This is a genomic window from Lactococcus fujiensis JCM 16395 (assembly GCF_002441655.1).
Taxonomy (GTDB): domain Bacteria; phylum Bacillota; class Bacilli; order Lactobacillales; family Streptococcaceae; genus Lactococcus; species Lactococcus fujiensis.
The window spans coordinates 39,061-63,353 of sequence record NZ_JXJU01000001.1; the positions used below are offsets into that span (position 1 = coordinate 39,061).

At 37.0% G+C, this 24,293-nt stretch carries 20 protein-coding genes; 19 read left to right on the forward strand and 1 reads right to left on the reverse strand.

The features are described from left to right. Nucleotides 1-141 precede the first annotated feature (141 nt). The 14 genes from mltG to RT41_RS00295 all read left to right on the forward strand — a co-directional run bounded on the left by mltG (nucleotide 142) and on the right by RT41_RS00295 (nucleotide 19,702). Nucleotides 142-1,770 carry an endolytic transglycosylase MltG gene (gene mltG / locus RT41_RS00230; RefSeq protein ID WP_096816797.1) on the forward strand — a complete coding sequence of 543 codons (1,629 nt, stop codon included), beginning with the start codon at nucleotides 142-144 and terminating at the stop codon, nucleotides 1,768-1,770. A gap of 41 nt (nucleotides 1,771-1,811) precedes the next feature. Next, on the forward strand, nucleotides 1,812-2,285 hold the full coding sequence (gene greA, locus RT41_RS00235) for a transcription elongation factor GreA (RefSeq protein WP_054639051.1): 474 nt from the start codon (nucleotides 1,812-1,814) through the stop codon (nucleotides 2,283-2,285). Between the two features lie 242 nt (nucleotides 2,286-2,527). Beyond that, a complete protein-coding gene (locus RT41_RS00240; protein WP_096816798.1) occupies nucleotides 2,528-2,974 on the forward strand; it encodes a CtsR family transcriptional regulator in 447 nt (148 codons plus the stop codon). Nucleotide 2,975: 1 nt separating this feature from the next. After that, complete coding sequence (locus tag RT41_RS00245; RefSeq protein WP_096816799.1) at nucleotides 2,976-5,426, forward strand: ATP-dependent Clp protease ATP-binding subunit; 2,451 nt, start codon at nucleotides 2,976-2,978, stop codon at nucleotides 5,424-5,426. A 231-nt stretch (nucleotides 5,427-5,657) separates the two neighbouring features. Beyond that, the gene (hpf, locus tag RT41_RS00250; RefSeq protein WP_054639050.1) at nucleotides 5,658-6,215 is read left to right on the forward strand and encodes a ribosome hibernation-promoting factor, HPF/YfiA family; all 558 of its coding nucleotides are present in this window, start codon (nucleotides 5,658-5,660) and stop codon (nucleotides 6,213-6,215) included. Between the two features lie 184 nt (nucleotides 6,216-6,399). Then, nucleotides 6,400-7,476, forward strand: a complete 1,077-nt coding sequence (locus tag RT41_RS00255) for a 2,3-butanediol dehydrogenase (RefSeq protein WP_054639049.1) — start codon at nucleotides 6,400-6,402, stop codon at nucleotides 7,474-7,476. Between the two features lie 205 nt (nucleotides 7,477-7,681). Next, nucleotides 7,682-9,007 (forward strand): phosphopyruvate hydratase, encoded by a 1,326-nt coding sequence (gene eno, locus RT41_RS00260; protein WP_054639048.1) that lies wholly within the window; start codon nucleotides 7,682-7,684, stop codon nucleotides 9,005-9,007. Nucleotides 9,008-9,122: 115 nt separating this feature from the next. Beyond that, nucleotides 9,123-10,040 (forward strand): magnesium transporter CorA family protein, encoded by a 918-nt coding sequence (locus RT41_RS00265; RefSeq protein ID WP_180752657.1) that lies wholly within the window; start codon nucleotides 9,123-9,125, stop codon nucleotides 10,038-10,040. 207 nt (nucleotides 10,041-10,247) lie between these two features. Then, on the forward strand, nucleotides 10,248-12,611 hold the full coding sequence (pflB, locus tag RT41_RS00270) for a formate C-acetyltransferase (RefSeq protein WP_096816800.1): 2,364 nt from the start codon (nucleotides 10,248-10,250) through the stop codon (nucleotides 12,609-12,611). Nucleotides 12,612-12,746: 135 nt separating this feature from the next. Beyond that, entirely contained in the window at nucleotides 12,747-13,343 is a 597-nt protein-coding gene (gene coaE, locus RT41_RS00275) for a dephospho-CoA kinase (protein WP_096816801.1), read from the forward strand. Between the two features lie 38 nt (nucleotides 13,344-13,381). Next, nucleotides 13,382-14,605 carry a multidrug efflux MFS transporter gene (locus RT41_RS00280; RefSeq protein ID WP_483868476.1) on the forward strand — a complete coding sequence of 408 codons (1,224 nt, stop codon included), beginning with the start codon at nucleotides 13,382-13,384 and terminating at the stop codon, nucleotides 14,603-14,605. Continuing rightward, on the forward strand, nucleotides 14,602-14,748 hold the full coding sequence (gene rpmG, locus RT41_RS00285; protein WP_054639046.1) for a 50S ribosomal protein L33: 147 nt from the start codon (nucleotides 14,602-14,604) through the stop codon (nucleotides 14,746-14,748). The genes RT41_RS00280 and rpmG overlap by 4 nt, the downstream gene beginning before the upstream one ends. 131 nt (nucleotides 14,749-14,879) lie before the next feature. After that, a complete protein-coding gene (locus RT41_RS00290; protein ID WP_096816803.1) occupies nucleotides 14,880-16,106 on the forward strand; it encodes an FtsW/RodA/SpoVE family cell cycle protein in 1,227 nt (408 codons plus the stop codon). 182 nt (nucleotides 16,107-16,288) lie between these two features. Beyond that, on the forward strand, nucleotides 16,289-19,702 hold the full coding sequence (locus tag RT41_RS00295) for a pyruvate carboxylase (protein WP_096816804.1): 3,414 nt from the start codon (nucleotides 16,289-16,291) through the stop codon (nucleotides 19,700-19,702). A gap of 34 nt (nucleotides 19,703-19,736) precedes the next feature. Here RT41_RS00295 and RT41_RS00300 read toward each other — a convergent pair whose 3' ends face one another. After that, the gene (locus tag RT41_RS00300) at nucleotides 19,737-20,336 is read right to left on the reverse strand and encodes an ATP-dependent Clp protease proteolytic subunit (RefSeq protein ID WP_096816805.1); all 600 of its coding nucleotides are present in this window, start codon (nucleotides 20,334-20,336) and stop codon (nucleotides 19,737-19,739) included. 259 nt (nucleotides 20,337-20,595) lie between these two features. Here RT41_RS00300 and RT41_RS00305 point away from each other — a divergent pair, with 259 nt between their 5' ends. From RT41_RS00305 to rsmA, 5 genes are all read left to right on the forward strand, one after another. Then, nucleotides 20,596-21,126 carry a hypothetical protein gene (locus RT41_RS00305; protein WP_180752658.1) on the forward strand — a complete coding sequence of 177 codons (531 nt, stop codon included), beginning with the start codon at nucleotides 20,596-20,598 and terminating at the stop codon, nucleotides 21,124-21,126. A gap of 232 nt (nucleotides 21,127-21,358) precedes the next feature. Further along, nucleotides 21,359-21,757, forward strand: a complete 399-nt coding sequence (gene spx, locus RT41_RS00310) for a transcriptional regulator Spx (RefSeq protein ID WP_096816806.1) — start codon at nucleotides 21,359-21,361, stop codon at nucleotides 21,755-21,757. Nucleotides 21,758-21,861: 104 nt separating this feature from the next. Further along, complete coding sequence (locus RT41_RS00315) at nucleotides 21,862-22,632, forward strand: TatD family hydrolase (RefSeq protein ID WP_054639045.1); 771 nt, start codon at nucleotides 21,862-21,864, stop codon at nucleotides 22,630-22,632. A gap of 190 nt (nucleotides 22,633-22,822) precedes the next feature. Beyond that, nucleotides 22,823-23,404, forward strand: a complete 582-nt coding sequence (gene rnmV, locus RT41_RS00320; protein WP_054639044.1) for a ribonuclease M5 — start codon at nucleotides 22,823-22,825, stop codon at nucleotides 23,402-23,404. Then, nucleotides 23,401-24,291, forward strand: a complete 891-nt coding sequence (rsmA, locus tag RT41_RS00325) for a 16S rRNA (adenine(1518)-N(6)/adenine(1519)-N(6))-dimethyltransferase RsmA (protein WP_096816807.1) — start codon at nucleotides 23,401-23,403, stop codon at nucleotides 24,289-24,291. The genes rnmV and rsmA overlap by 4 nt, the downstream gene beginning before the upstream one ends. Nucleotides 24,292-24,293: the final 2 nt, after the last annotated feature.

The following is a 24,293-nucleotide window of genomic DNA, read 5'->3' on the forward strand; positions in this document are numbered from 1 at the left end:
TGGTTGTAAAATTAAATAAAATTCATTACAATTAGAATGTAAACGAAGCCATGAGAATTGAATAGTCGGTGACTATTCAAATTTTCATACTTTACAAATTGAAATCTAGCTCATTACATTCATAATTCAAGGAGAAGAAATTTGGTTGAAAAAGAAACAACTGAGTTTTCAAGAGAAAGTTTTAAAGAAAAAATCCTTCGTCAGCTTGAAGAAAGCAACGAAGGTAAGGCCCCAGTTGATGATTCAATTGAGCGTCTAGACCCGGATAAATTTTCAAGAAAATCTAAGTTAGATAATTTTGCACAGAATTTTTCGACAGAAAAAGTGAATTCTAAGATCAATGGAGACCACAAGTCGACAGAGAGTGAATTTACGAGGGATGAAAAAGCCATTCGACATGAATTTTTACATGCTTCGAATGAACCCTATCATTTTGATGTGCCAAAGCATAATCAGCCTTCAACTGCTGAAGCTGATTCAGAATTTGAAAACAAGGAAGTCACACCTCAACATTTTTCGCGTGGAAACGCAAAAGCTTCAACAGTGGATATGACGAAAGAGGATGAAAAAATGGTACAAAAGCCATCGAAATCTTACCGAAAAAATTCTAAACCATCAAAACGTGGAAAAAAGCCAAAACAAAAGCAACCTAAGAATACTGCAGGTCGAATCATTGCCGTTATCGTCATCGTTTTGATTTTGGCTGCAGGTGCAACGGGGTGGTATGGCTATAATTTTGTGAAAACAGGGGTTCAGCCACTGAATCCTAATGATAGTACTGTAAAAGCAGTGAATATTCCAGTTGGGGCCAGTTCTAAACAAATTGGAACCATATTAGAAAAAAGTGGTATCATTAAAAATGGTATGATTTTCCAATATTATACGAAATTCCAAAATTATACTGGTTTTAAATCGGGTTATTACAACTTATCTCCGAATATGAGCTTATCAAGTATTGCCAAAGAATTGGAAGCTGGAGGAACTGAAAAACCGGTCGAACCAATTTTAGGAAAAATTACAATTCCTGAAGGTTTAACCCTTACCCAGATAGCCAAACAAGTAACGATTAATGCTGCTGTGAAGAATGGTAAAACACCATTTACTGAAGCGGAGTTCATGAAAGTTGTGCAAGATGCGTCATTTATTTCCAAAATGAAAAATGCGTACCCCACCTTATTTGCTTCGTTGCCAGAACTGTCAACCGGTGTCAAGTATCAACTCGAGGGCTATCTCTTCCCGGCTACGTATGAGTATACTAAAAACTCTACTGCAGAGACAGTTGCTACAAGTATGATTCAAGCAATGAATACCCAATTAACGCCTTATTATGCTCAAATGACAAAAAGTAACATGACTGTCAATGAGGTTTTGAGCCTTTCCTCCATTGTTGAAAAAGAAGCAAACAATGATGACGGTCGTCGGAATGTGGCAGGGACATTTAATAATCGTATTGCTGCTGGTATGACTTTGGATTCGAACACCACAATCCTATATGCTGAAGGTAAGCTTGGTACTTCGACAACGCTTAAGCAAGACGCTTCTGTAAACACTTCACTTAATTCGCCTTACAATACCTACATGTATAAAGGCTATGGACCTGGACCAATTGATTCACCAAGTCTCTCGTCAATTAAAGCTGTACTTAATCCGACTAAAAATCAATATTACTATTTTGTTGCGGATGTTACTACAGGTAAGGTTTATTTTGCGAAAACGCTTGAAGAACAAAATGTCAATGTCCAAAAATATGTCAATAGTAAATTAAAATAATAACATTTAAAATTTAATAATTAAAAGGAATAGCAATAAAAATGGTTGAAAAAACATATCAAATGACCGCAGATGGTCTTGCAAAATTGCAACAAGAACTTGAAAATCTGAAATTGGTAAAACGTCCAGAAGTCATTGACCGTATTAAAGTAGCTCGTGGTTATGGGGATCTCTCTGAAAACTCTGAATATGAGGCAGCGAAAGACGAGCAAGCATTCATCGAAGGCCGCATTTCAACAGTTGAAACAATGATTCGTTATGCCGAAATTGTAGACTCAACTTCCGTTGCGAAAGATGAAGTTTCTCTTGGTAAAACAGTAACTTTCCAAGAATTAGGTGAAAAAGACACAGAAACCTATCAAATTGTTGGTACAGCTGAAGCGGATCCATTCACAGGTAAAATTTCTAATGAATCACCGATTGCCCGTACCTTAATTGGTCGTAAAGTTGGAGACACCGTTATAATTCCTTTACCTGTCGGGGAAATGCAAGTTAAAATTCTTGAAGTTGATTAAACGAAATTAAAAGTCTTTAAAGACTTTTTTTTTCATTTTTTTAGCATTTTGGACAATTAACCTGGCAACATTTATCAAATCTTGCAGGAAATTTATTTTACTCCCAGAAGCAATGAACATATATTAAGCCCCTATAGCTGTCATTAATAGCTTTTATTTGTATCTCAAGAAATAAAACGTTAAAATAGTCAATAAAGGTCAAAGAAAATTATTAATAATCAAAGTAAAGAAAAGGAGCAAAAATGACAACACCTAACACGTCCGATATTATCGAAGCCTATTTGAGAAAGCTCCTCGAAGATGAGCCAGAGATAGAAATTAAAAGAGTCGATTTGGCCAATCAATTTGATGTAGTACCTTCACAAATAAATTATGTCATCAAAACACGTTTTACTGCATCAAAAGGGTTTGATGTCGAATCAAAGCGTGGTGGCGGGGGATACATCAGAATTGTGAAATACCATTACTCTGCACGTCATGAGTTTTTAATTGACCTTTACCAGAAAATGCCTGTGAGTTTATTGCCAAGTGTGGCACATGATATTATTCAATTAATGTTTGATGAAAAAGTACTGAGCGAAAGAGAAGGAAATTTATTATTGCTTGTCATCACAGATGAAGCAATTAATCCCTTGCTTAGAAGTCAAATGATGAAAAAAATTATTCAAAGATTAGATAGGGACGAATAAAATGACGTATTACGATTATGAATTGACAGAGGTAGCTACTCGAATCTTTGAAAAAGCCAAAGACTTAGCGCACCAATACCGCTTTGCTTTAGTTGAGAGTGGTCACCTGCTGTCAGCTATGACAACAATCCCAGGTTCAATTGCCTATACGATATTAATGAATCAAAATGTTGATCCAGAAGATATGCTCCTTGATCTTGAAGAAATTACAAGTCAAAATAAAGTTAAAAAAGATAAGATCAAGTTATCACCTCGTGTCGAAGCGATTATTGAAGAGGCATATAATATTGCGACCAACAATGGAACTGAGGTTATCGGTTCTGAACACTTGCTCTATTCAATTTTGCAAAATGATCAAGGATCGGCCAGTCAATTATTGAAATTGCAAAAAATTTCAGTGAAAAATTTACGTGATGATTTGAAAAAACGGACACAAATAAAAGCCCCCAAAAATAAGAAGGCGGTTACGCCAATGTCGAAACGAGATTTATCACATTCGGCTGATGGAAATTCGACGACTCCCACGTTAGATACAGTATCAACTAATTTAACTCAATTGGCTCTTGAAGGCAAACTAGACCCAATGATTGGTCGCGAAAAAGAAATTGAACGTTTGATACATATTCTAAGCCGCCGAACTAAAAATAATCCTGTTTTAGTTGGCGAACCAGGTGTTGGTAAAACAGCCATCATTGAGGGACTTGCTGCACGGGTTGCCAACGGGGATGTTCCACTTGGGTTAATAGACAATCGTATCATGTCATTAAATATGGCCGCGGTTGTTGCAGGTACAAAATTCCGAGGAGAATTTGAGGACCGTTTGACTGCAATTGTTGATGAAGTCAGTCAAGCTCACAACGTCATTGTTTTTATCGATGAATTACACACGATAGTTGGCGCAGGTGGTGGGATGGACTCTGTCACCGATGCATCAAATATCTTGAAACCAGCGCTCGCACGGGGGAGTTTCCAATTAATTGGGGCGACAACATACCATGAATATCAAAAATACATTGAAAAAGATGAAGCGCTTGAACGTCGTTTTGCACGAGTAAATGTTGATGAGCCCAATGAAGAGGATGCAATTGGAATTCTAAGTGGTTTAAAAGAAAAATTTGAAGATTATCATGACGTCGTTTTTTCTAATGATGCAATTATTCAAGCAGTTAAGTTGAGTATTCGGTATATGCCAAGTAGAAGATTACCTGACAAAGCGATTGACTTGCTAGATGAAGCTGCGGCATCTGTTAAAATTTCATCTAAAAATAATCAATCAAAACTCGTTGAACTCGAAAAAAAATACCAAGTTACAGAACAATTGTTAGCTCAATCTATTTCTGAATTAAACGTGGCAAAGGCGCGTGGCTATGAGACAGAATTAAAAGAAATGGCAACACAGATCAATAAGTTCTCTCTGACAAGTCCTAAAAAGCAAAAGGTCAGTTCTGATGCTGTTGTCAGTGTGGTCAGTAATTTGACTGGTATTCCTGTTAAACAGATGACAAAAACAGAAAGTGATCGCTTAATCAAATTAGAGGCGGAGTTGCATAAGCGCGTTATTGGCCAAGAGGAAGCGATTTCAGCTGTCTCACGGTCAATTCGCCGTGCTCGTTCAGGCATCGCTGACGAAAAACGACCAATGGGGTCATTTATGTTTTTAGGGCCAACAGGTGTCGGAAAGACTGAACTTGCAAAGGCCTTGGCTGAAAGTGTATTTGGCAGTGAAGAAAATATGATCCGTATTGATATGTCTGAATATATGGAAAAATTCTCAACCTCACGTTTGATTGGTGCCCCTCCTGGATATGTTGGCTATGATGAAGGTGGTCAACTGACAGAGCGTGTTCGTAACCATCCATACTCTGTCGTCCTCTTAGATGAAGTTGAAAAAGCACACCCCGATGTTTTCAATATTATGTTGCAAATTCTCGATGATGGTTTTGTGACGGATACAAAAGGCCGGAAAGTAGATTTCCGAAATACGATTATTATCATGACATCAAACCTAGGTGCAACTGCATTGCGAGATGACAAAACAGTTGGATTTGGTGCAAAATCAGCTCAAAGCGATTATAAGGCAATGAAATCTCGTATTCTGGAAGAACTTAAGCGCCATTATCGTCCTGAATTCCTGAATCGCATCGATGAAACAATCGTCTTTCATTCACTTTCAGCTCAAGAAATTAGAGAAGTTGTTAAAATTATGAGTAAATCTCTCATAAATCGCTTATTTGAGCAGGGCATTGAAGTCAAATTAACGCCAAGCGCAATTCAGCTCATTTCAGAAATTGGTTTCGATCCCATATATGGGGCTAGACCTTTACGTAAAGCCATTCAACGTGAAATAGAAGATGGTTTAGCCGAAGAGCTTCTTATGGGGAGAGTTGCTAAAGGAGATGCCGTTACCATTGGTGTTTCTAACAAAAAGATTAAAATTACACATAATATTTGAGGTGAAAGCCGTTTCATGTTATAATTAAATTAGAAATAAAGGAAAGGGCGGTTCTAGAAGTGTTAGAATATTACTTGAACAGAACCACTTCAAAGTTCTAAGCACAATCAAGTAAGGTTTATTATTCAACTCGATCAAAATCATTTGCTTCGTAAAAATAAAAAACTGCGACAAAAATTGATAAGAATTAGATAATAATGAGAATATTTCTAGTCCGCAAAGGTGCATCTTATGATTAAATTTAATATCCGTGGTGAAAACGTTGAGGTTTCTGACGCAATCCGCGCTTACGTTGAAGGAAAAATCGGAAAACTCGAGAAATACTTCAATGACGGTCATGAAGTGACGGCCTATGTGAATCTAAAAATTTATACGGAGAAGCGAGCAAAGGTAGAAGTTACAATCCCAGCTAAAAACGTGACGTTACGTGCAGAACATACTTCAGAAGATATGTATGCGTCAATTGACTTCGTGGAAGAAAAACTTGAACGTCAAATTCGCAAATATAAAACTCGGACGAACCGTCGACCTAGAAACAGCGTTCCAACTGCAAAAGTATTCACTGATGAGTTTGCACCGCTAGATAAAAGTGATGAGGTTGAAGATGCAGGAATCACAATTGTACGTACAAAACATGTTGCCTTGAAACCTATGGATGCTGAAGAAGCCGTTTTGCAAATGGAAATGTTAGGTCATGATTTCTACGTCTTTACTGACTCCGAAACAAATGGTACAAATGTTGTCTACCGCCGTGAAGATGGACGTTTTGGTCTCATTGAAACAAAATAAAAATAAGAAAAACTGGGGGATACCTCAGTTTTTTTATCCGGTAAATATTTGACAACTGTAAGCGCTAGCAGTAAAATATATTTGTTATCTAATAATATCAGATAATATAATAATATCAGATAATATAATAATTCGTAGCGATAAGATAAAAAATGATCTTATCACTTACATTGAGGAGAAAAAAATGAGAGCAGCACGTTTTTATGACCGCGGAGATATTCGCATTGATGAAATTGATGAACCAGTTGTAAGAGCCGGACAAGTTGGGATTGATGTGGCTTGGAATGGCATTTGCGGGACAGACCTTCATGAATTTTTGGATGGCCCAATTTTCTGTCCCTCTCATGAACATCCTAATGTTATTACAGGAGAGTTCCCCCCAGTAACACTAGGACATGAAATGTCTGGGATTGTTAATTTTGTACCAAATGGTGTAGAAGGATTGAAAGTCGGAGATCACGTTGTAGTTGAACCTTATATTGTACCTGCTGGTGAACCGACAGGAGAAGGTTCACACTATAATCTTTCTGAAGGTTCAAATTTTATTGGTCTTGGTGGAAATGGCGGTGGTCTTGCAGAAAAAATCGCTGTTGATGCACGATGGGTTCATAAAATTCCAGACAGTATTCCGCTTGATCAGGCTGCCTTAATTGAGCCATTGTCCGTTGCTTATCATGCCTATGAAGTTTCAGAAGCAGTAGAGGGAGATACCGCGCTAATTATTGGTGCAGGTCCAATTGGATTGTTGACAGCTGCTGTTCTTAAAGCTAAGGGCATTAAGGTAATTATTTCAGAGTCATCAGAAATGCGACGTCAAAAAGCAAAGGAAACAGGTGTTGCTGAACTTCTTTTGAATCCCATGGAAGATGACATTGTTTCCAAGGTACGGGAATTCTCTTCAGATGGAAAAGGTGCTGCTGTTGGATTTGAATGTTCGTCAAATCAATTCGGATTTAATACCTTAGTGGATGCTGTCCGTCCAGCAGGGACAATTGTCGTCGTGGCAATTTGGGGGAAACTTGCACAAGTAGACTTTGTAAAACTCACAATCAAAGAGTTGAAGATAAAAGGAACGATTGCATATTGTAATACACATCCGAAAACAATTGAGCTTGTTGCTTCAGGTAAAATTAATCTAGAACCACTTATAACAGGAAAAATCGGTTTGGACAATTTGTTAGATGAAGGATTTGATACGCTCATCAATCATAATGAAACAGCTGTTAAAATTTTGGTTTCGCCAACAGGAATTGGGCTATAAAACAAAAAAAATCTAGTGTGTAACAGTTGCATTTTTTCGAAAATCACAATATTTTTTTCTCCCCTCAAAAAGTAAGTGAATGTAAGCGTAAAACCTTGTGAACTTTAACATTGTCAAAACTTTCACTTGAAAAATTTCCGAAAAAATAGTAAAATCAAAGAGTATTAAGAGTGTATATGCACTTAAAAATAATAAGGAGACTAAAATGTCAATTATTACTGATATTTATGCTCGCGAAGTCCTTGACTCACGCGGTAACCCAACACTTGAAGTAGAAGTTTATACTGAAGACGGTGGATTCGGTCGCGGTATGGTACCTTCAGGTGCTTCTACTGGTGAACACGAAGCTGTTGAACTTCGTGATGGTGAAGCTCGCTACGGCGGTAAAGGTGTTCAAAAAGCTGTTGACAACGTTAACAACGTAATTGCTGAAGCAATTATCGGTTACGAAGTTACTGATCAACAAGCCATTGACCGCGCTATGATCGCATTAGATGGCACACCTACTAAAGCAAAACTCGGTGCTAATGCTATCCTCGGTGTATCAATTGGTGCTGCACGTGCTGCTGCTGATGAACTTGGTGTTCCACTTTACAACTACCTTGGTGGTTTCAATGCCAAAGTATTGCCAACACCAATGATGAATATCATTAATGGTGGATCACACGCTGCTAACTCAATCGACTTCCAAGAATTCATGATCATGCCTATCGGTGCACCAACATTTAAAGAAGCTCTCCGTTATGGTGCTGAAGTATTCCACGCATTGGCTGCTGTATTGAAATCAAAAGGTTACTCTACTGCCGTTGGTGACGAAGGTGGATATGCTCCTGACCTTAAATCAAATGATGAAGGTTTCGATGTTATTCTTGAAGCTATCGAAAAAGCTGGTTATGTTGCTGGTAAAGATATCGTCTTCGCTATGGATGCTGCATCATCAGAATTCTACAATAAAGAAACTGGATTGTACGAATTCGGTAAATTAGCTAACAAACCTGAATCAGAATGGGAACTCCGTACTGAAGATGATATGATCAACTACTATAAAGGTTTGGTTGAAAAATATCCAATCATCTCTATCGAAGATGGACTCGATGAAAACGACTGGGATGGATGGGTTAAATTCACTAAAGAACTTGGCGACAAAGTTCAACTCGTTGGTGATGACTTCTTCGTAACAAATACTGATTACCTTGCTAAAGGTATCAAACTTGGTGCATCAAACGCTATCTTGATTAAAGTTAACCAAATCGGTACTTTGACAGAAACTTTTGAAGCAATTGAAATGGCTAAAGAAGCTGGCTTCACAGCTATCGTTTCTCACCGTTCAGGTGAAACAGAAGATGCTACAATTGCTGACATCGCTGTTGCAACTAACGCTGGTCAAATCAAGACAGGTTCATTGTCACGTACTGACCGTATTGCTAAATACAATCAATTGCTCCGTATTGAAGATCAATTGGCTGAAGTTGGACAATATAAAGGTCTTGCATCATTCTACAACATTCCAAACAACAATTTCGTTGACTAATTGAATGAAAAAAGTTCTCTACGGAGGGCTTTTTTATTATCTAAAAAAGTGAAGTCATTTGATTTATGATATAATTAAAGCAAATTATCAGGTTAGAAAGAAATGACGAACTTACATGATAAAAAACTACGAACTTTCTGAAGAAAAAAAATTAATCTCCACAGGTGAAATGAAAAATTTTACTTATGTCCTCAATCCAACACGTGAAGAAATTGGGAACGTCTCGGAATATTTTGATTTTCCTTTTGACTACTTGGGTGGCATCCTCGATGATTATGAAAATGCCCGCTTTGAAACCGATGAAAATGATAATAACCTTATTTTGCTCCAATACCCTGCGCAATCAAACTATGATGAAATAGCAACATTTCCTTATTCACTTATTTGGACTAAAAATGAGTCTGTTGTATTAGCACTAAATCACGAAATTGATAATACACCAATCTTTGGTAGAAATTATGATTTTAAAAGATATAAACATCAACTTATCTTTCAAATCATGTATCAAATGACTCATATTTTTCATGATTATCTCAAAGATTTCCGTATGAGACGACGCAAATTAGAAGTTGGAATTAAAAATTCAACAAAAAATGATCAAATAGTTGATTTAATTGCGATTCAAGCTAGCTTAATATATTTTGAAGATGCACTGAGCAATAACAGAGAAGTTCTGGTTAAATTCATCGATTATCTGCGTGAAGAAGATGAGGACGGTTTTGCTGATAAGATTTACGACATTTATGTAGAAATGGACCAAGCCTACACTGAAACAAAAATCCAATTAAAATTATTGGAAAATTTGAGAGATTTATTCTCAAATATTGTTTCTAATAATTTGAATATCGTCATGAAAATTATGACCTCAGCAACTTTTGTATTAGGGATTCCTGCGGCGATATTTGGCTTTTATGGGATTAACGTACCAATTCCAGGGCAAACGCTCCACTGGATGGTATGGGGAATCCTATTATTCACATTAACAATCAGTGGGATCGTGGTCTGGTTATTGCGAAAAAAAGATATGATTTAAAAATAAAAAACAGCCATGGCTGTTTTTTTTTAACATTTTGTGAAAAATGTATCAGATTGTAACAGATAATAAAATAAATGAAACTGTACTAGTAAAGAAAGTGCTTTTATTCCAATATTTGGCTTGAATTAGCAAATCTGTATGATATAATTAATTCATAATCTGAAACAGAAGTTCAGAGATTGAAATCAAAGGAGATTTTCAAACATGAAAACTGAAGTAACATCAGACGTATTCGAACAGGCTTGGGACGGTTTTAAAGGTAATGATTGGCAAAATAAAGCAAGTATTTCACGCTTTGTTCAATCAAATTACACTCCATATGATGGAGACGAAAGCTTTCTCGAACACGCTACAGAACGCACACTAAAAGTTAAAAAAATCATTGAAGACACTAAAGCTTATTATGAGGAAGTAGGTTTCCCATTCGATACTGACGTTGTCACATCAATTGATAAAATTCCTGCGGGCTACATTGATCCAAATAATAAAGACCTTGAATTAATTTATGGTATGCAGAATAAAGAATTGTTCCGCTTAAACTTTATGCCTAAAGGTGGACTTCGCGTTGCAGAAAAGATTCTAACAGAACATGGACTTAGTGTTGATTCACAATTGCATGATGTTCTCTCTCAAACAATGACTTCTGTAAATGATGGAATTTTCCGTGCTTATACATCAGCAATTCGTAAGGCTCGTCACGCACATACTGTTACAGGCTTACCAGATGCATATTCACGTGGGCGTATTGTCGGTGTTTATTCTCGTCTTGCACTTTATGGTGCAGATTACTTGATGAAAGAAAAAGCACGTGAGTGGGATGCGATTACTGAAATCAATGACGAAAACATTCGACTCAAAGAAGAAATTAATATGCAATATGAAGCATTGCAGCAAGTTGTTAATTTTGGTAAATTATATGGTCTAGATGTTTCTCGCCCAGCGATGGATACAAAAGAAGCAATCCAATGGGTAAATATCGCTTATATGGCTGTATGTCGCGTTATTAATGGTGCGGCAACATCACTTGGACGTGTACCAATCGTTCTTGATATTTATGCTGAACGTGACCTTGCACGAGGCACATATACAGAAAAAGAATTGCAAGAATTTGTTGATGATTTTGTTTTGAAACTTCGCACAATGAAATTTGCAAGAGCTGCTGCATATGATGAACTCTACTCTGGCGATCCAACCTTCATTACAACTTCAATGGCTGGTATGGGGAATGACGGTCGTCACCGTGTTACAAAAATGGACTATCGTTTCCTTAATACGTTAGACACCATCGGAAATGCCCCAGAACCAAACTTGACCGTTTTGTGGTCATCTAAATTACCATATTCATTCAAACGATATGCAATGTCGATGTCACACAAACACTCTTCTATTCAATATGAAGGTGTTGATACAATGGCCAAAGATGGATATGGTGAAATGTCTTGTATCTCTTGTTGTGTTTCGCCATTGGATCCAGAATCTGAAGATGCACGTCACAACCTCCAATACTTTGGTGCTCGTGTTAACGTCCTTAAAGCCATGTTGACTGGTTTGAATGGTGGATACGATGATGTTCATAAAGATTACAAAGTTTTCGATATCGAACCTGTTTCCGAAGAAGTGCTTGAATATGACAAAGTAATGGCCAACTTTGATAAATCGCTTGATTGGTTGACTGATACATATGTAGATGCAATGAATATTATTCACTACATGACAGATAAATACAATTATGAAGCTGTTCAAATGGCCTTCTTACCAACAAAAGTTCGTGCAAATATGGGATTTGGTATTTGTGGTTTTGCAAATACAGTTGACTCTTTATCAGCGATTAAATATGCTAAAGTTAAAACATTACGTGACGAGAATGGCTATATTTATGACTATGAGGTTGAAGGAGACTTCCCACGTTATGGCGAAGATGATGACCGTGTAGATGATATTGCTAAACTTGTAATGAAAATGTATCATGAAAAATTGGCATCACACAAACTTTATAAGAATGCTGAAGCAACTGTATCTCTATTGACGATTACATCAAACGTTGCTTACTCTAAACAAACTGGTAACTCACCTGTTCATAAAGGTGTATTCTTGAATGAGGATGGTACAGTTAATAAATCTAAACTTGAATTCTTCTCACCTGGTGCTAATCCATCAAACAAAGCAAAAGGTGGATGGCTACAAAATCTTCGCTCACTTGCTAAACTTGAATTTAAAGATGCAAATGATGGAATCTCATTGACAACCCAAGTTTCTCCTCGTGCCCTTGGAAAGACGAAAGATGAACAAGTTGAAAATCTAGTTCAAATCCTTGATGGCTACTTCACACCGGGTGCATTAATTGCAGGAACAGATTTTGCTGGTCAACACGTTAACTTGAATGTGATGGACCTCAAGGATGTTTATGCTAAAATTATGGCTGGAGAAGATGTTATCGTACGTATTTCAGGATATTGTGTTAATACAAAATATTTGACTCCTGAGCAAAAACAAGAGTTGACTGAACGTGTATTCCACGAAGTTCTTTCAAATGATGATGACGAAGTTATGCACACAACAAATATTTAAGCTTAAAAACTTTTTTGTAAATTATTTTCTTTAAAAAGCCCCTAGGGGCTTTTTTAACTACTGTTAATAGAGATGCTACTAAGATTTTTAATTTTATGAGTCTCTAAAAATGATAAAATTTGGTATAATAAAGTCATGAAAAAAGTAATCGGATTGACAGGTGGAATTGCGAGTGGAAAATCAACGATTGTTGATTTTTTGATTTCTAAAGGTTATGCAGTCATTGATGCAGACAAGGTTGTTCATGAGCTTCAACAGCCTGGTGGAAAACTGAATGAAATGATTCGTCGCGAATTTGGTTCAGATTATTTTGATGGGCAAGGCAGATTGCTCCGGAAAAAATTGGGGCAACTGGTTTTTTCAGATGAGGCTTCAAGGCAAAAACTAGGTAGCCTTCAGAATGGAGTAATACGTGAGGAACTTTATTTACGTAAAGCACATGAAATTGATCAATTACCTGAAAATGGGGTTTTGTTTATGGATATTCCACTGCTGATTGAACAAGACTATGATGGATTTGACGAGGTATGGCTGATTGCTGTATCACCAGATGAACAAATCCACCGCATTGTCGAACGAGATCATTTGACAGTCCAAGAGGCAAAAGACAGAATAAATGCTCAAATGCCGTTTGAGCAAAAGAAGAAAAAAGCTACGCATGTGATTGACAGTTCTGGAACGATTCAAGAGACACAAGAATTTGTAGAAAAACTATTAGCATTACTATACTAAACTACTTTAGAAGAGGAAAGAAAACGAAAACGCAGAAAATAAATAAAGTCAATTGGCAAACGAATCTGTGGATAACGTGGATTGGTTGTTTTATTGTGGGTGCATCATTCTCACTTGTCATGCCTTTTTTACCACTTTATATTCAGAATTTAGGAATCCAAGGGTCTGCGGTGACGCTGTACTCAGGAATTGCATTTGCTTCGACAGCACTTGCCTCGGGGATAATTGCACCCTTTTGGGGGAGATTAGCTGACGAATATGGTCGAAAACCAATGATGGTACGCGCCGCATTTGTCATGTCATTAACGATGGGGTTCATCGCAATTTCACCTATGTTTGGTAAAGCAGGGGTTTTTTGGTTAATCAGCTTACGACTCCTGATGGGGTTCTTTTCTGGATTTATTCCAAATGCGACGGCTATGATTGCATCTCAAGCCCCCAAAGATAAATCGGGTTATGCGCTAGGTCTATTATCGACAGCAATGGTTACGGGGACTTTGATTGGTCCTTCTATAGGCGGACTCATGGCCCAATGGTTTGGCATGAGTAACGTTTTTATCATTGTAGGTATCCTCTTATTTTTAGCTACGATATTAACGGTATTATTTGTTCATGAAAACTTTGAACCAATTCCCAAAAAAGAGATGTTATCAACGAAAGAGGTCTTTAGCAAAGTCTCAAATAAACATATTTTAGTTGGTCTATTAGTCACTTGTTTTATTCTTCAAATCACATCTCAATCGATTGAACCTTTTGTTACTTTGTATATCAAGACTTTATCCGGCTCAACCAGCAATTTAATGTTTATCTCTGGTTTGATCGTATCTGCTGTGGGATTGTCAGCCATGCTCTCGTCATCAACGCTAGGTAAAATTGGAGATAAATATGGTTCGCATCGACTTATATTAGTTGGGCTCCTTTTTAGTCTTGCCATGTATTTACCAATGGCCTTTGTTCAAACGCCCTTGCAGCTCGGTATTCTACGATTCTTTTTGGGATTTGGAACGGGCGCATTAATGCCTTCGGTCAATTCCCTTTTAGCAAAAATTACCCCCAAAGAAGGTGTTTCCAGAATTTTTGCTTACAGTCAGATGTTTTCAAATTTTGGAGTTGTTGTCGGTCCTTTATTAGGATCAGCAGTTGCAGGAATTGTATCTTATCGAATGGCAATCGTCGTTACAAGCTTGTTTGTTATTATTAATTTTATTTGGTCTTTAATTAATTTCAAGCCATTTTTACATCAACGGAGTATAGTAGGATGAGAATAAAGATTACACTACGCTGTACCTCATGTGGAAGCAAGAATTATATCAGTAGTAAAAATAAAGCCAGTCATCCGGAAAAAGTGGAGACGATGAAATTCTGTCCTAAGGAACGAATGGTTACCCTTCATAAAGAAGAATAGTGAAAAAGATGAGAGATCATCTTTTCTTTTTTACAAGAGAACATCAAAATGCGCAAAAAAATACACAAAAAATGGTATAATGAAAAATAATTAATCTTTATTAAAGAAAAAAATATGAATTTGAGAGAAAAATGAAAGACGGACTAAAAAAAGCGAACTTTTTAAATTATTCCATTTTGATTCCTTATCTCCTTTTATCTGGAATTGGAATAATCATGGTCTTTTCCACGACCGTACCCTATCAACTTTTGAACGGTAGATCGCCTTATAGTCAAGTAATCAGTCAGGCAGCCTTTATGCTTTTAAGTTTTGCTGCGATAGGGTTTATCTTCAGATTAAAATTAAGAGCATTGAAAAGTCAAAAAATGCTTTTTGTGATTATGATTGTTATAATAATGGCGATGCTGGCAGCTCGTTTCTTCTTTAGATCACTGAACGGAGCGCATGGATGGATTATTATTCCAGGAGTTGGGACGATTCAACCCGTTGAGGTAGCAAAAGTATTTATCGTATGGTATCTCGCATCAGTATTTTCTGAAAAGCAAGATGAAATAGAGAAAAATGATATCGCTGAAGTGTTCAAAGGTAAAACTTTTACACAAAAACTAATTGGTGGTTGGCGCCTCCCTATTTTGTCACTAATTATCATCGAATTAATCATGCCAGACTTAGGAAATACGATTATCATGATTGGACTTGTAGCAGTAATGGTTGGTGCAAGTGGAATATCATGGCGTTGGTTTAGTGGGTATGGGAAAATGTTTATCATAGCTATGCTAGCCTTCTTTGGCTTATTGTTTGCTACAGGAGGAAACCTTATTCCTGGGTCCTATGTCAACGCGCGTTTTAGAGCTTTTGTTAACCCTTTTCAAGATGTTGCCACCTCAGGTCACCAATTGGCCAATTCTTATTATGCAATCGTAAATGGGGGGTGGTTAGGTCGAGGACTAGGAAATTCCATCCAAAAAAACGGCTTTCTACCTGAAGCACCGACTGACTTTGTATTTCCCATTATTGTAGAAGAACTTGGAATCATTGGTGGTGTTATCGTCTTAGGAATTCTTTTTTTCCTGATTAGTCGGATATTAATTGTCGGAATTAAAGCGAAAAGCTCATTTAATAGCTTGATGTCGATTGGGATTGCTGCCTTGTTACTTATTCAGGTGTTAGTGAATGTAGGAGGGGCCATTGGTGTAATTCCAGAAACGGGGGTAACTTTCCCATTCATTTCACAAGGCGGTTCGTCTTTCCTTGTTTTGTCACTCGGTATTGCCTTTGTTTTAAATATTTCAGCCGATGAGAAACGACGGGAAATTAGTGAACTTTCGAGTAAATATTTTTATGGAACTGAAAAATGATGGATAGAATCTCTGCTTAGGCAGGGTTTCTATTCTATCTTTTGAATATTTAGAATTTATTACCCAGTCAGTGAATTTTTTTGGTATAAGTGGTAAGATAGTTAGTATTAATTGTTTTTTATTGATATGTATGTGACACATTTTGAGATATAGAATTCATTCCAATTAAAAGGAGATCCTTAATGAAAAAACTGTTAGTAGCCAATCGTGGTGAAATAGCAATTCGTGTTTTCCGGGCGGCATATGAGCTAGGACTTTCAACGGTTGCAGTTTATGCAAAAGAAGATGAATATTCTGTTCATCGTTTTAAAGCTGACGAATCTTATCTAATTGGGGAAGGAAAGAAACCCATTGAAGCCTATCTTGACATGGATAGTATCATTAAAGTAGCACTTGAATGTGGTGCTGATGCTATTCACCCTGGTTATGGTTTGCTTTCTGAAAACCTTGAATTTGCAACAAAGGTTAGAAATGCGGGCTTAATTTTTGTTGGCCCAGATCTTCATCATTTGGATATCTTTGGCGATAAAATTAAGGCAAAAGCGGCTGCTGATGAGGCTGGTGTTCCTGGAATCCCTGGAACGCATGGTGCTGTTGATGTTGATGGTGCTTTTGAATTTACCCAAAAATATGGCTACCCAGTGATGATTAAAGCTGCCTTAGGTGGTGGTGGACGTGGAATGCGTGTCGCTCGGAATGATGATGAGTTACGGGATGGTTATGCTCGCGCTAAATCAGAAGCCATTGGCGCTTTTGGTTCAGGTGAAATTTATGTTGAAAAATATATTGAAAATCCAAAACATATCGAAGTACAGATTTTAGGCGATGTACATGGAAATATCGTTCATTTACATGAACGCGATTGTTCTGTTCAACGTCGGAATCAAAAAGTTATTGAAATTGCACCAGCAGTTGGTTTGAGTCTTGAATTACGTAATCGAATTTGTGATGCAGCAGTAAAATTATGTAAAAATGTGGGTTACGTCAATGCAGGGACGGTTGAATTTCTTGTTAAAGATAATGAATTCTACTTTATCGAAGTAAATCCTCGCGTTCAGGTTGAACATACGATCACTGAATTGATTACTGGTGTTGACATCGTTCAAACACAGATTTTAATTGCACAAGGAAAAGATTTACATCGTGAAATCGGTGTCCCAGTTCAAGATGAAGTGCCACTTTTGGGTTCGGCTATTCAATGTCGGATCACTACTGAAGATCCAGAGAACGGTTTTTTGCCAGACACTGGAAAAATCAATACTTATCGCTCACCAGGTGGTTACGGAATTCGTTTGGATGTCGGTAACGCTTATGCAGGCTATGAAGTCACACCTTATTTTGACTCACTTCTTGTGAAAGTGTGTACTTTCGCCCCTAACTTTTCTGATGCCGTTCGGAAAATGAATCGTGTCCTTCATGAATTCCGTATTCGTGGCGTAAAGACGAATATTCCTTTTTTAATCAACGTTGTCAATCAAGAAGAGTTCACAAGTGGTCAAGCAACCACTACGTTTATTGATAATACACCAGCTTTATTTAATTTCCCTCAATTGCGTAATCGTGGAACTAAGACGCTGCACTATTTATCAAATATCACGGTCAATGGATTCCCAGGTATTGAACAAGTAGAAAAGAAACATTTTGAACTTCCTCGTCAACCTCATTTGACTATTGTACCGAAGGTTACGGCAAAAAATATTCTTGATGAAAAAGGCGCTGATGCTGTAGTTGATTATGTTCGTGCGCAAAAAAATGTATTATTAACAGACACAACTTTGCGTGATGCCCACCAATCTCTCCTTGCGACGCGTTTGAGAACGCAGGATATGAAGGGAATTGCGGCCAGTATTGATAAAGGCTTACCTGAACTTTTCTCTGCAGAGATGTGGGGGGGAGCAACTTTTGATGTGTCTTACCGATTCTTAAATGAGTCACCTTGGTATCGTTTGAGACAACTTCGTAAATTGATGCCGAATACGATGTTCCAAATGCTTTTCCGCGGGTCAAATGCTGTAGGTTATCAAAACTATCCGGACAATGTTTTAGAAGAGTTCATTCGAATTGCGGCGCGTGAGGGAATTGATGTTTTCCGAATTTTTGATAGTTTAAACTGGCTCCCTCAAATGGAAAAATCAATCCAAGCCGTACGTGATGCAGGGAAAATTGCCGAAGCAACAATTTGCTACACTGGGGACATTCTTGATCCAACACGTTCTAAGTATGATTTGAAATACTATAAAGACTTGGCAAAAGAGATGGAAGCAACGGGAGCACATATTCTAGCCATTAAAGATATGGCAGGTTTGTTGAAGCCACAAGCAGCATATCGTCTTGTTTCTGAACTCAAAGACAAGGTAGATATGCCCATTCATTTGCATACACATGATACGTCTGGAAATGGAATCATCACTTATTCTGGTGCAACACAAGCAGGTGTCGATATTATTGATGTGGCAACTGCTAGCTTAGCAGGGGGAACTTCACAACCATCAATGCAGTCCATCGTTTACGCCTTGGAACATGGTAAACGTCACGCAAATATCAATGTGAAAAATGCAGAAGAAATTGATCATTATTGGGAAGATGTACGTAAATATTATGCTGCTTTTGAAGGAGGAATTACGAGTCCTTCTACTGAAGTTTACATGCACGAAATGCCTGGTGGTCAATATACAAACTTGAAATCACAAGCTACCGCAGTCGGCTTAGGCGATCGCTTTGATGAAATCAAGCGTGTTTATCGTACGGTAAATATGATGTTCGGAGATATTATTAAAGTCACTCCCTCTTCTAAAGTAATTGGTGACATGGCCCTCTTCATGGTTCAAAATGACTTGACTGAAGAAGATGTCTATGAACGTGGCGAAGATTTGAATTTCCCAGAGTCTGTGGTTTCATTCTTCCGCGGCGACTTAGGCCAGCCTGTTGGTGGTTTTCCTGAAAAATTACAAAAAATTATCGTTAAAGACAAGACGATCATTACTGACAGACCTGGCTTACACGCTGAACCTGTTGATTTTGAAGTTGTCAAAAACGAATTGGCTGAAAAAATTGGATATGAACCGGGTGACCATGAAATAATATCTTACATCATGTACCCACAAGTCTTCCTTGATTATCAAAAAACACAACGTGAATTTGGAGCTGTAACCTTACTTGATACACCAACTTTCCTTTACGGTATGCGTTTGGGTGAAAAAATTGAAGTTACCATTCAAAAAGGGAAGACGCTCAGCATTCATCTGGATGAAATCGGAGAGCCTGATTTATCAGGAAATCGTGTGCTTTTCTTCAACTTGAACGGTCAACGTCGTGAGGTTGTTATCAATGACAAATCTGTTAAGACTCAAATAGTTGCAAAGCGTAAAGCAGAAACGGGGAATGCCAATCAAATTGGAGCAACCATGCCAGGATCAATTCTTGATGTTTTGGTAAAAGCAGGTGACAAAGTTAAAAAAGGACAAACTTTAATGGTGACAGAGGCGATGAAAATGGAAACATCAATCGAAGCACCATTCTCTGGAGAAATTATCGCTGTCCATGCTGTTAAAGGTGAAGCAATTCAAACCAAAGATTTATTAATCGAAATTGAATAAAATAAAAAGCTGTCAGATCTGACAGCTTTTTATTTTATTTCAATGAATTATTTTCCATGATTTCATCAATGAAACCATAGTCAAGTGTTTCTTGAGCTGACATCCAGTGATCACGTTCAGCATCTTTGTGCACTTGTTCAATTGATTTACCTGAATTATCAGCAAGAATTTTTTCAAGTGTATCACGTGTACGAACAAGATGATCAGCAATGATGGACATATCGGTTTGTTGAACGCCTTGACCAGCACCCCCCATTGGTTGGTGAATCAAGTATTCAGCGTTTGGTAACATGAAACGTTTGCCTTTAGCACCAGATGAGGCAATGATTGTCCCCATTGATGCAGCCATTCCCATAACAATGGTTTGAACATCAGATTTAATGAAGTTCATTGTATCAACAATTGCAAGACCGGCAGAAACAGAACCTCCAGGGCTGTTGATGTAGAGATAGATGTCTTTTGTATTATCTTGTGCATCGAGGAACAAAAGCTGCGCAATGATGCTGTTAGCCATGCCATCTTCAACAGGACCAGTTAACATAATAATGCGATCTTTCAATAAACGTGAATAAATGTCATAGGCGCGTTCTCCGCGACTTGATTGTTCAATAACTGTTGGAACTAAGTAACCCATAATTGTCTCCTGACTAATATTATTTTGATTAACGAAACTCGTTAAGGAAAAGCTATCAGTCCATCGGTGAAGTTGATCCCGATGTTCCTTTTCTTTTAGTATAGTAACATTATAAAATAAAGGTCAAAAAAGGTCAAAGGAAAAGCTTTTTTGATAGACTATTTTACTTCTATAATTATTCTATCATTTTATTCTAATAAATTTAATACTAAGAACAAAATAAGTTCACAAACGCTTTCTTATTTGTTATAATGGTCTCATGAATACAGAACTTATTATTGCTATGATTTTTGGTTTAGTAATTGGTTCTTGGCTGACAATTGCTGGAATATTTATTTATAAAATTTATGATGAAAATCGCTATAAGAAACGCTTGGCGATCGAAAAATTAATTCGAGAAATTGAAGCAAGAAACACTTTAAATCAAAAAATCATTGAGATTTTGAACCGTCCAATTGCAGGTGATGACACGGCTTTGATTAATCCTCAAAGTGATGTTAAAGTTGCCTTTTATGATTATAATTATCTTAAAAATTACACATCAATGTATAATTTATACTTACCAACATTTTATTTGAATACCTTTTTCAAAAAATTATCTCATCACTTAGCTGTCTTTGATGATGAACAAGATTTAAAAAATGGTGGATATATTTTTAAAGAATCTCGTCCTATATTTGAAAATTTTTCGATTGAGATTACAGACGATATTGAGAGTAAAAAGCGGGAACTCAACAAGGCGCAGAATATTTACCCCGCCCTGTTGAAACGCCAACATTATGATATTTAAAAGATTTTGTCAGATATGACAAAATCTTTTATATTTGTCATGTAAATGTTATTCAAAAAAAGAAAGTTTTTTTGAAAATAGTCTTTTTTTCATTACGCAATTATGATATAATTGAACAATCGTGAGTTTTCTCATTTTGTTTAACACTATTAGATGAATGAAAATTAAATTACGAAGAAAAAATTGAGAAATTATTAATCTCGTATCAAAATATCTTAATGAAGGAGAGAAGATGATTACTATTTATACAGCTCCATCTTGCACGAGTTGTAAAAAAGCTAAAACATGGCTTTCTTACCATCGCATTCCATTTGAAGAGCGTAATATTATTGCTAATCCATTATCTGTTCAAGAAATCAGCCGAATTCTTGAAAAATGTGATGATGGTGTTGAAGGTTTAATTTCCAGTCGTAATCGTTTTGTGAAAACACTTGGTGTTGATTTCGAAGATCTTTCCTTATCGGCAGCAATAAAAATTATTTCTGAAAATCCACAAATCATGCGACGTCCAATTATTATGGATGAAAAACGGTTGCACGTTGGTTACAATGAAGAGGAAATTAGAGCCTTTTTACCACGTACTGTACGGATTCTAGAAAATGGCGGTTCGCGTTTGCGAAGTGCAATTTAATTTGAAAAAAAACGGAATTTTTTATAGACGCTTAGTCGTCTTTTTTTGTTTCATATCACAATGAATAAAATGACGAATATATCTATATCTGTTATAATGGACTTATGAAAATTTTCGATACACACACGCATTTGAATGATAGCCCTTTCGCCGATCGCCTGGCGCTAGAAGTAGATAAAGCTCGTCAATTTGGCGTCGTTAAAATAAATAATGTTGGGAGTAATTTGAAGCTGAATCAACTCGCCGTAGAAATTTCTGAAAAATTTGATGAATGTTATGCGACGATTGGATGGCACCCAGATGACGCGGGCGAGTTTGGTGCCGATGCTATTAAATACTTGAGGCAAGAATTAAGCAAGCCAAAAGTAATTGCCTTGGGAGAGATTGGGCTGGATTATCACTGGATGGTTCAATCCAAAGAAGTCCAAGAAAAGGTTTTTCGTAGGCAAATTCAGATTTCAAAAGAAATGAATGTTCCTTTTCAAGTTCATACGCGAGATGCTTTGGAAGAGACTTATCAAATAATTAAAGACGAAGGTGTTGGGCCTGCTGGTGCTATCATGCATTCATTTTCTGGAAATGTTAATGATGCTAAACGTTTTGTCGATTTAGGAATGATGATTTCATTTTCTGGCGTCATAACATTTAAAAAGGCCCTGGGAGAACAAAATGCAGCTCGTGAACTGCCTTTGGATAGAATTTTGGTCGAAACAGACGCCCCTTATTTAACGCCAGTTCCTTTCCGTGGCCGTGAAAATACACCGGCCTATACCAGTTTTGTGGTGAAAAAAATTGCAGAACTCAGAAACCTCTCAGAAGAAGAAGTGGCTTTAGCCACATATGAGAATGCATTGAGCATTTTTAAGCTTAAATAATAACGAGGATAAAAAATCAAGGGGAATTAAAACAATAGTTTACATCATTTGGGCCTTTGCTTTAATCTGCACACTCTCCTTTGGCTTTTTGGCATCTTTTTTGGCTGGGGAAGAAAATATTGAATTTTATCCCTATCGTATCAAGTTTGTTGATGTGGGGAAAGTTGATGTAATGGTAATAAAAAAATAAATGGAAAACAAGAAAAGAATTAAACAAATAATTGTCGTTGAAGGTCGAGATGACAGTTCAAATTTAAAACGATTTTATGATGTGGATACTTATGAAACAAATGGTTCCAGTATTAATCAGACGGACTTAGAAAGATTGAAAATCCTTCATAAAAAGAGAGGCATTGTCGTTTTTACAGATCCCGATTATCAAGGAGAACGGATTCGAAAAATTATTATGCAGGCCATTCCAACTGCTCAGCACGCTTTTATTCAGCGATCTGAAGGTGTTCCGAAGTCTAAATCTAGAGGCCGCTCGCTTGGGGTTGAGCACGCCAATTTTGAAGCTTTGGAAGCTGCACTGGGTCAAATTGAAAGTTCGTCAGCACTGACAGAAATTGAAAATCCATTGAACACAAGTGACTTGATGAAATTTGGGCTCGTCATGACAAATGATAGCCGACAGCGAAGAGAGTACTTGTGTAAAGCACTAAGGATTGGATATGCAAATGGCAAACAATTGCTTAAACGATTGAATATGTTTGGCATATCAATGAATCAAGTCGAAGAAGTGATGAAAAATTATGGTACAATAGAGGAATGACAAAAACAGAAAAAACAGACGTTACTCGGATAGCCAATATCATTCGGACACAAGATATTATGCGTCGACATGATTTTAATTTTAAGAAAAAATTTGGTCAAAATTTTCTAACTGACCAAAACATTTTGTCAAAAATTACAGCAACGGCTGAGTTATCAAAAGAAGTCAACGTCATTGAGATTGGACCAGGGATTGGCTCATTGACACAATATCTTTTGGAAAACTCCGCTGAAGTTATGGCTTTTGAAATTGATAAGACATTAATTCCAATTCTGGAAGAAACATTAGCTGATTATGAAAATTTCCAACTGGTCGCTGCGGACGTTTTGAAAATTGATTTGAATGATTATATTAAGAATTTCAAAAATCCAGAATTGCCCATAAAAGTTGTAGCAAACTTACCTTACTATATTACAACTCCTATTTTAATGCATTTGATCGAAAGTAAAATCCCATTTGCAGAATTTGTGGTCATGATGCAAAAAGAGGTTGCCGATCGAATTGCAGCACAACCAAATTCAAAAGCCTATGGTTCATTATCTATTGCTGTCCAATATTATATGGATGCTCAAGTTGCTTTTATTGTACCTCGGACGGTATTTATACCAGCACCAAATGTTGATTCAGCTATACTTCGTATGGTTCGACGTGAAAAACCGTTGGTAGAAGTTCAGGATGAAGATTGGTTCTTTAAAATTATGCACAGTTCTTTTGTTCATCGTCGCAAGACTTTAATGAATAATATGCAGGCAGAATTTGGGAAAGAGGCGAAGCCAGAAATTGAAAAACTCCTATTGGCTGCTGATATTTCTCCATCCATTCGAGCAGAAGCCTTATCAATACCTGACTTTGCAAAGTTATCCGATGCATTAATTTCACTCAAATAATA

What these genes read in the sequence shown, in the direction of transcription:
- RT41_RS00315 (WP_054639045.1), top strand. Translation starts at nt 21,862, where the DNA reads ATGAAAATTTTCGATACACACACGCATTTGAATGATAGCCCTTTCGCC.
- RT41_RS00300 (WP_096816805.1), bottom strand. Translation starts at nt 20,336, where the DNA reads ATGGGTTACTTAGTTCCAACAGTTATTGAACAATCAAGTCGCGGAGAA.
- RT41_RS00245 (WP_096816799.1), top strand. Translation starts at nt 2,976, where the DNA reads ATGACGTATTACGATTATGAATTGACAGAGGTAGCTACTCGAATCTTT.
- RT41_RS00265 (WP_180752657.1), top strand. Translation starts at nt 9,123, where the DNA reads ATGATAAAAAACTACGAACTTTCTGAAGAAAAAAAATTAATCTCCACA.
- RT41_RS00240 (WP_096816798.1), top strand. Translation starts at nt 2,528, where the DNA reads ATGACAACACCTAACACGTCCGATATTATCGAAGCCTATTTGAGAAAG.
- RT41_RS00255 (WP_054639049.1), top strand. Translation starts at nt 6,400, where the DNA reads ATGAGAGCAGCACGTTTTTATGACCGCGGAGATATTCGCATTGATGAA.
- coaE (WP_096816801.1), top strand. Translation starts at nt 12,747, where the DNA reads ATGAAAAAAGTAATCGGATTGACAGGTGGAATTGCGAGTGGAAAATCA.
- rsmA (WP_096816807.1), top strand. Translation starts at nt 23,401, where the DNA reads ATGACAAAAACAGAAAAAACAGACGTTACTCGGATAGCCAATATCATT.
- RT41_RS00305 (WP_180752658.1), top strand. Translation starts at nt 20,596, where the DNA reads ATGAATACAGAACTTATTATTGCTATGATTTTTGGTTTAGTAATTGGT.
- eno (WP_054639048.1), top strand. Translation starts at nt 7,682, where the DNA reads ATGTCAATTATTACTGATATTTATGCTCGCGAAGTCCTTGACTCACGC.
- pflB (WP_096816800.1), top strand. Translation starts at nt 10,248, where the DNA reads ATGAAAACTGAAGTAACATCAGACGTATTCGAACAGGCTTGGGACGGT.
- RT41_RS00290 (WP_096816803.1), top strand. Translation starts at nt 14,880, where the DNA reads ATGAAAGACGGACTAAAAAAAGCGAACTTTTTAAATTATTCCATTTTG.
- spx (WP_096816806.1), top strand. Translation starts at nt 21,359, where the DNA reads ATGATTACTATTTATACAGCTCCATCTTGCACGAGTTGTAAAAAAGCT.
- RT41_RS00295 (WP_096816804.1), top strand. Translation starts at nt 16,289, where the DNA reads ATGAAAAAACTGTTAGTAGCCAATCGTGGTGAAATAGCAATTCGTGTT.
- greA (WP_054639051.1), top strand. Translation starts at nt 1,812, where the DNA reads ATGGTTGAAAAAACATATCAAATGACCGCAGATGGTCTTGCAAAATTG.
- hpf (WP_054639050.1), top strand. Translation starts at nt 5,658, where the DNA reads ATGATTAAATTTAATATCCGTGGTGAAAACGTTGAGGTTTCTGACGCA.
- rnmV (WP_054639044.1), top strand. Translation starts at nt 22,823, where the DNA reads ATGGAAAACAAGAAAAGAATTAAACAAATAATTGTCGTTGAAGGTCGA.
- rpmG (WP_054639046.1), top strand. Translation starts at nt 14,602, where the DNA reads ATGAGAATAAAGATTACACTACGCTGTACCTCATGTGGAAGCAAGAAT.